Genomic DNA, 5,420 nt, shown 5'->3' with positions numbered 1-5,420 from the left:
GTGGAGGCGTTGGCTGAGTATGTGCAAGGGCTGCGCGACAGTGCGCTTGATGACGACAAGGTCGACCGGCTGAGTGATCTGATGGCGGAGCTGGAAGGACTGTAGACCGACGGGGGCGCTTTGCGCCTCTATCGCGACACAAGGCCGCTTCCACAGGGGATTGCGTATTCCTGTAGGAGCGGCCATGTGTCGCGATAGGGCTGCAAAGCAACCCCAGTGGTCTCAAACTCAGCGCTTGCCGAGACTCTTCCCGAGCAGCCCCGGCCTCGGTGCCCTCGCTAGCTCTGCAGCTTGCCTTGTCAATCCTCATGAGAGGACGCTTTGATGAATGCCTCATCGAGTGAGAAAGCGTTGAAACGCGACATAAATACTCCGCCACTTTCGAACGCCTCCAGCCGCTGGTTTGCAAGCATGTAGAAGCGGTCACAATTTGCCGCGATCTCTTCGGTGTAATGGGACGATACCAGCACGCTGGCACCTTCTTGGCGTGCACTGTTAATGGCTAGCCATATGTAATGCCGGAATTCTGCATCCACACCTGCAGTCGGCTCGTCGAGGATGATTAATTCACTTTGCAGCAGCAAGAGGGTCAGGGTGAAGTAGCTGCGGATCTCACCGTAGCTGCAGTGAGCAATCTTTTTTTGGGATATTAGGTTGTACCGTTTATACAGTAATGGTGACCATTTGGCCAAGCGGGCCAGCATTTCACTTTGGTTGGGGTGGGTGTTTGAGTTCAAGTGCCTTATGAGCTCGCCTGTTTCGCCCATGCGTAATAAAGGAGGTGGTGTTAGGATTTGCGTAAGATAAACAAGTCGCTTTGCCGAGGTGAGGATACGCCCGCTTGAAGGTGTTTTTAATTTGCAGATGAGGTCGAATAGTGTTGTTTTGCCCGCGCCATTGCTGCCTAGAATACCTATCAGCTCACCCGCCTTGAGAGTGAGTGAGATATCCTTCATCAGTGGCATATTCCCATAGCTGAAAGACAGCTCTATTAATTTCATAACGTCCATCAGTATCTGCTCCACACCGGTTGAATTCTAAAATGCCGTCCGGTGATGTAAAGACCAGTAAGCAACGCCGCGAGCGCCATGCAAAAGGACGCCAGCAACGGTATTTCATTGGTGAAGATCATGCGGTTCAGGTGCAGCGGGTTGAAAGAAACAACGCTTTGTGGTGAGAGGCGCATCTGAGTGGCACCTAAATAGCCTGAAAGCAACATGAGAAACGAAAGAAGTGAAAATAGTGTGCTGGCTGTATTGAATTTGATAGGCAGTGCGGCTACAGCAAGCCCGATGCAGCTGAATATCATGAAGCTGGTGTAAAAGCATGCAATCACGTAGAGCAACTCAATAATCAGGTACTGTCCGTATAGCCACTTGGTGACAAGATAAAATAGCAGTGCATAGAGCACGCTCACTACAGAATAACTGACAAAATGTGAGACTAAAAAACGCCCAATGGCGCCGCGCTGGTAAATGAAAGATCTGGTGAAGCCACTCTCTCTTCTTCCTACGAGGTAAAAGCTGAAGCCAAAAAAGGCGACGTTAGCAGAGATGTACGAGAAAAACCACGATGCGGAGTGTATATAGGCGTCGTCACGGCCGGGAGTTGCATCAGTGTGACCCCTTGTCAACAGAAATAGAAGGCAAGGTGCGATGGCTGACCATAGAAGGGCTGTAGGTTCTCTTAATTGTTCTAGGGTTAAGATTCGAGCAATGTGCGCTATTTTTTGTGTGTTGACGATTATGGGCTTCAAGTGTCTATTCATGGGAAGGGTACCATGCGGGATAGTTGGTGTGCGATAACGTGATCGAGGAAGGGGGTGGAGTACCTGTTTTTGAGATTGAAGTGGTGTGAGTTGTTCATGTGAAGAAATAGGTTGGGAGAAAAATATTTACAAAAGTAAATTTTTGATCGAGTAGAGGCTAATTGAGAGGTATAGAGGTAGCCGTTTAGTTCTAAACGTCTGAGTGTGCTCAAAAGGCTCTGGCAGTTGAAGGGTTGGCAGTTAAGGGCAAGGCCGTCACTGCTCTCGTAAGGTGTGCCTTTGGAGATTTCTTGATAGGTTTCATAGTTGTTGCAGGCAAGGAAATGCTTAAGATAAGGGTCTTGAGGCTCGCGGGTCAGATGGCTGTCGTGATCAATCGATTGCATATAGCGAAATGTTTGCCAGAGTTCCAAGATCGCTTTTTCGAGCGCATTGCTTGCAGTGTCTGCGTATGACATGCCTGCGCAATAATGTACTTTGGCGCCGCGGCGCATGTTGCCGTAACAGACAAGGATGCAGGCTCCCGGGAAGCGCCCGTCAGTGAGGTCAAGTACGAGTATGTCGCCAGACTTGCCTAACTCACGAAAGAGCGTAGAACTAGGTCGGAGTTCTAGTAGGGCGCATGCTTCTTGGTAGGTATGGCGTTTGTTATATTTAAGGGTAAGCCAGAAACGCAGTAAAAATTGCCGTTCGAGACTTTCTTTTAGGGCGCCAGTAATGGCGCTTTCAATATTGTCGTGCGCACTGCAACCACAGGTGTCTCGCATTGGGTAGTAACTATTATCAATGTTGTTTCTGCATTCTGTTATTGAGAGGCATGCAGTTGGGACTTTGCAGGAGGTGAAGTCGATAACTCTGTGTTCGTTTGTGCGATCAAAGAAATGTGAGTCGAGTTTTATGTCTGTGCCATAGACCGATGTCTGCGCGAAAGCGTCCGTGAAATCAACGATTTCTTGAGCGCTCAGACCATCAGCAAGTTTCTTGGTATCGTTGACCGGGATGTCTAGGTAGAAATGCTTGCGCTCGAAATGCTCACCCCTGGCACGGGTCGTTACATCCGCAGACCAGCCGCTGCTGGATCCATAGGTGTGCCAGCGACTGCCACACTCCACACTGTGAGGTAGGTGTCTAACCGCGCTGGGGCGAAGTACTTCGAAATCAACAGATGAAGGATGATGTATTTCACTGAATATATTCATAGACCTAACCTATCAACTGGATGCATGCCGGTAGGAACAGGGTGGGGTTAAGATTTAAATGATTTGTTATTTGGTGGTCTGTGAAGGCTGACCAAGGTCTGCTGTCCAAGTTTATTTCTTTGCAGCGTAGGTCTGTGAGCATGTAGAGAGACCCAACCTCCATCAAAGCGTGGCGGTAGCCTCGATATCTGTACTTGAATAGTGCTTTGGGTAGATAAATCATATAAACGAGCGCGATTGAAGGTGTGCCAATTCCTGGGCTTTGCGGCGTTATGGCTTGAATCAGTTGCTTGATGTTTATGTTTGTGCTGTGTATTTCTAGTGTTTGGGATGAGGGAAGTAGATGCAGTGCTCTGCAATCAGTTGGCCATGCTTCTATTCTGTTGTCCAAGTTTATGCAGAATATTTCTATAGGGAAAATTGCTCCCGCACTCGGATAGCCGCGTTTGTATTTGGAGCCGATTTTTCTCAGGAGCGGAGCCAGCAACGTGCGGACAGTATCAAAATGCAAGTAGCGCTCACCAAATTCGTCACATGACTCGTTCCTCACGAGAGGGTGTTCCAGGGGGAGGGGTGTTAAGTGGAATTTACAGTCTTCGGGTTCATTTGTGAGTGTATTGAGTTTTAACTCTTTACCGGTTAGCTTGCTTAGGTCCTTTGCTGGGATGTGGTGAAGTGTGCTTAGATGTCGTGTCGCCTTGTGTAGTGTGTAGTTCCCCTTTGCGTGAAATGCTAATGTTTCCTCGAGGACTCTGAAGTCAGTGAGTCTTGAATACTGATCGTGACTAATGCTCATTCTATTCCCCTAAGCATTGGCAGAATGGCCAGTGGACGCTTACTTCTTCTGTGACGGCACCGGTCTCTAAGTCGATCGTTCTGGACAGTAGGGTCTGGTCTTGCGTTTGTCTGAATTTGGGTGCGTGCGTAAGTTTGTTGGTGAATGAAATGATGGTTCCTAGAATTAATGAGGTCTGAAGGTCATCAATGGATGCTTTAGGTAAGTCATACCTATTTTGGCAGCAGAAAGCCCATACTTTGCTCCACGGATGTTGACTGATGCGCTTGGTTTCATAGTATGCAACCCGATCGAGAGTACAAAATGCGCAGGGGTTTCCGATTGACGGTACATGCACTTCTGTTAGGTGGAAGTGGTTGTTGCTTATAAAGCCAATACTGGCCCCGTGATCGGGGTTGCCTTTCATTAAGCCTGTATAGATTGTTCTGATTGACTCAGGACGTAGCTTTAAGCAGGCGAAGACAAATAACCTCGGGGTATGGGGGGGAGGTGTTTCAAAATGCTCGATTTTTTCAATTTTAATCGTGTTGTTGTATTTTTCTTCGTAATATTTTTTTAGTGTTGGTGGGATTTCCAGGTCGTGATATATAATTGTCTCCTGGAAGTGCGGCGTTTCTGCGTTTTCCCCTATAATTGATAAAGACTTCAGGAAATTTAGTGCGCTTCTGGGGTCTAGGTTTTCAGTTTTAAATATGTGTTCAAGGTCGTTGTGCTCTATGTACTTGGATTGAGTGTTTTCTATTTGTTGCAAGGCTCTGATTATTTTGGGTTCTGTGATTTTTGTGAATCCTGTGCTTGAGAACACCATCGGCTCTCGCTCGAAGTTTAGTATTTCGTAATTGTAAACTCTCAGTGTGCTCATTGCATTATCTCAAGTGTTATGCAGGCGTTCCCGGTGTTGCGCCGGGAACGCTCATTCCTTAGTTGGTCATAGGCTTCTCAGTTTGCGCTATCATCATTATTAATAGCGTGACCTCCGCTACCGCCGGACCCACCACTGCCGCCGCTGCACCCCCCACCGCCGCCGCAGCCTCCGCTACCTCCGCAACCGCCAGCGCCGCCAGATCCCCCAAAATACTCAGAGTCCATATCACACTCATTGTGGGAGGTAAGTTCAAGGATGCTGATGCCATATTGATTTTCCATAGTGTCCCCTTGATTGTTTTTGTTGTTGCCCGGCATGTGCGGGTATCTGCAGGTTTAGAACTTCAATCTTTTATTGTCAATGTTGCGACAGCCTAGGATGGATGTATAAAAAACAACGCTGTGTATGGCTTGGAAGGCCAGTGTAGGGGGCTTCCAGTGGAAAGTTCCTACCTCAGATGGTTGTTGCCGGTTATTAGTGCGAAGAGTTTAATTTTTTGTGGGGTTTATGATTATTTATTGTGTGAAAATTTACTTTGTGCAGTAAGAATAGTGGCTTTTGTTGCGTCGGTTGTTCAGCGTTTTCTAAGGGGTTGATGTGATGTTTACTCGATCATCATTGTTTCAAAATGTTTAGAAGCCCGTTCGGGCACCACAGCCAGGCCTACCTGGCGCCGCGGGTTGAGCTGGAAGCGGTGCTGGCCGGCATCTGGGCCGATGTGCTCAAGGCCGAACGGGTAGGGGTGTGCGACAACTTCTTCGAGCTGGGCGGGCATTCGCTGCTGGCCACGCA

4 protein-coding genes and 1 pseudogene are annotated in these 5,420 nt (G+C 48.2%); 1 reads left to right on the top strand and 4 read right to left on the bottom strand.

Annotation, left to right across the window (positions count from 1 at the left end):
- Positions 1-299: 299 nt before the first annotated feature.
- The 4 genes from H620_RS0118675 to H620_RS26655 form a co-directional block, all read right to left on the bottom strand.
- Positions 300-1,010: an ATP-binding cassette domain-containing protein gene (locus tag H620_RS0118675; protein ID WP_027907857.1), complete on the bottom strand. Its 711-nt coding sequence runs from the start codon at positions 1,008-1,010 to the stop codon at positions 300-302.
- Positions 1,010-1,768 carry an ABC transporter permease gene (locus tag H620_RS0118670; RefSeq protein WP_049818824.1) on the bottom strand — a complete coding sequence of 253 codons (759 nt, stop codon included), beginning with the start codon at positions 1,766-1,768 and terminating at the stop codon, positions 1,010-1,012. The genes H620_RS0118675 and H620_RS0118670 overlap by 1 nt, the downstream gene beginning before the upstream one ends.
- A complete protein-coding gene (locus tag H620_RS26665) occupies positions 1,765-2,967 on the bottom strand; it encodes a YcaO-like family protein (RefSeq protein WP_081669728.1) in 1,203 nt (400 codons plus the stop codon). Before H620_RS26665 ends, H620_RS0118670 begins: the two co-directional genes overlap by 4 nt.
- Positions 2,968-3,764: 797 nt before the next feature.
- A complete protein-coding gene (locus tag H620_RS26655) occupies positions 3,765-4,625 on the bottom strand; it encodes an McbB family protein (RefSeq protein ID WP_081669726.1) in 861 nt (286 codons plus the stop codon).
- Between the two features lie 658 nt (positions 4,626-5,283).
- Here H620_RS26655 and H620_RS27870 point away from each other — a divergent pair.
- Positions 5,284-5,420: pseudogene (locus tag H620_RS27870) on the top strand (phosphopantetheine-binding protein); the annotation flags it as partial.

It is taken from the genome of Pseudomonas taiwanensis DSM 21245, from assembly GCF_000425785.1.
Classification (GTDB): Bacteria; Pseudomonadota; Gammaproteobacteria; order Pseudomonadales; family Pseudomonadaceae; genus Aquipseudomonas; species Aquipseudomonas taiwanensis.
Note: the sequence above shows the minus strand (reverse complement) of the source record. Positions and strands in the feature narration are given on the sequence as shown.

Excerpts from the sequence above, each read along its gene's own strand:
- H620_RS0118675 (WP_027907857.1), bottom strand. The coding sequence starts at position 1,010 with ATGGACGTTATGAAATTAATAGAGCTGTCTTTCAGCTATGGGAATATG.
- H620_RS0118670 (WP_049818824.1), bottom strand. The coding sequence starts at position 1,768 with ATGAATAGACACTTGAAGCCCATAATCGTCAACACACAAAAAATAGCG.
- H620_RS26665 (WP_081669728.1), bottom strand. The coding sequence starts at position 2,967 with ATGAATATATTCAGTGAAATACATCATCCTTCATCTGTTGATTTCGAA.
- H620_RS26655 (WP_081669726.1), bottom strand. The coding sequence starts at position 4,625 with ATGAGCACACTGAGAGTTTACAATTACGAAATACTAAACTTCGAGCGA.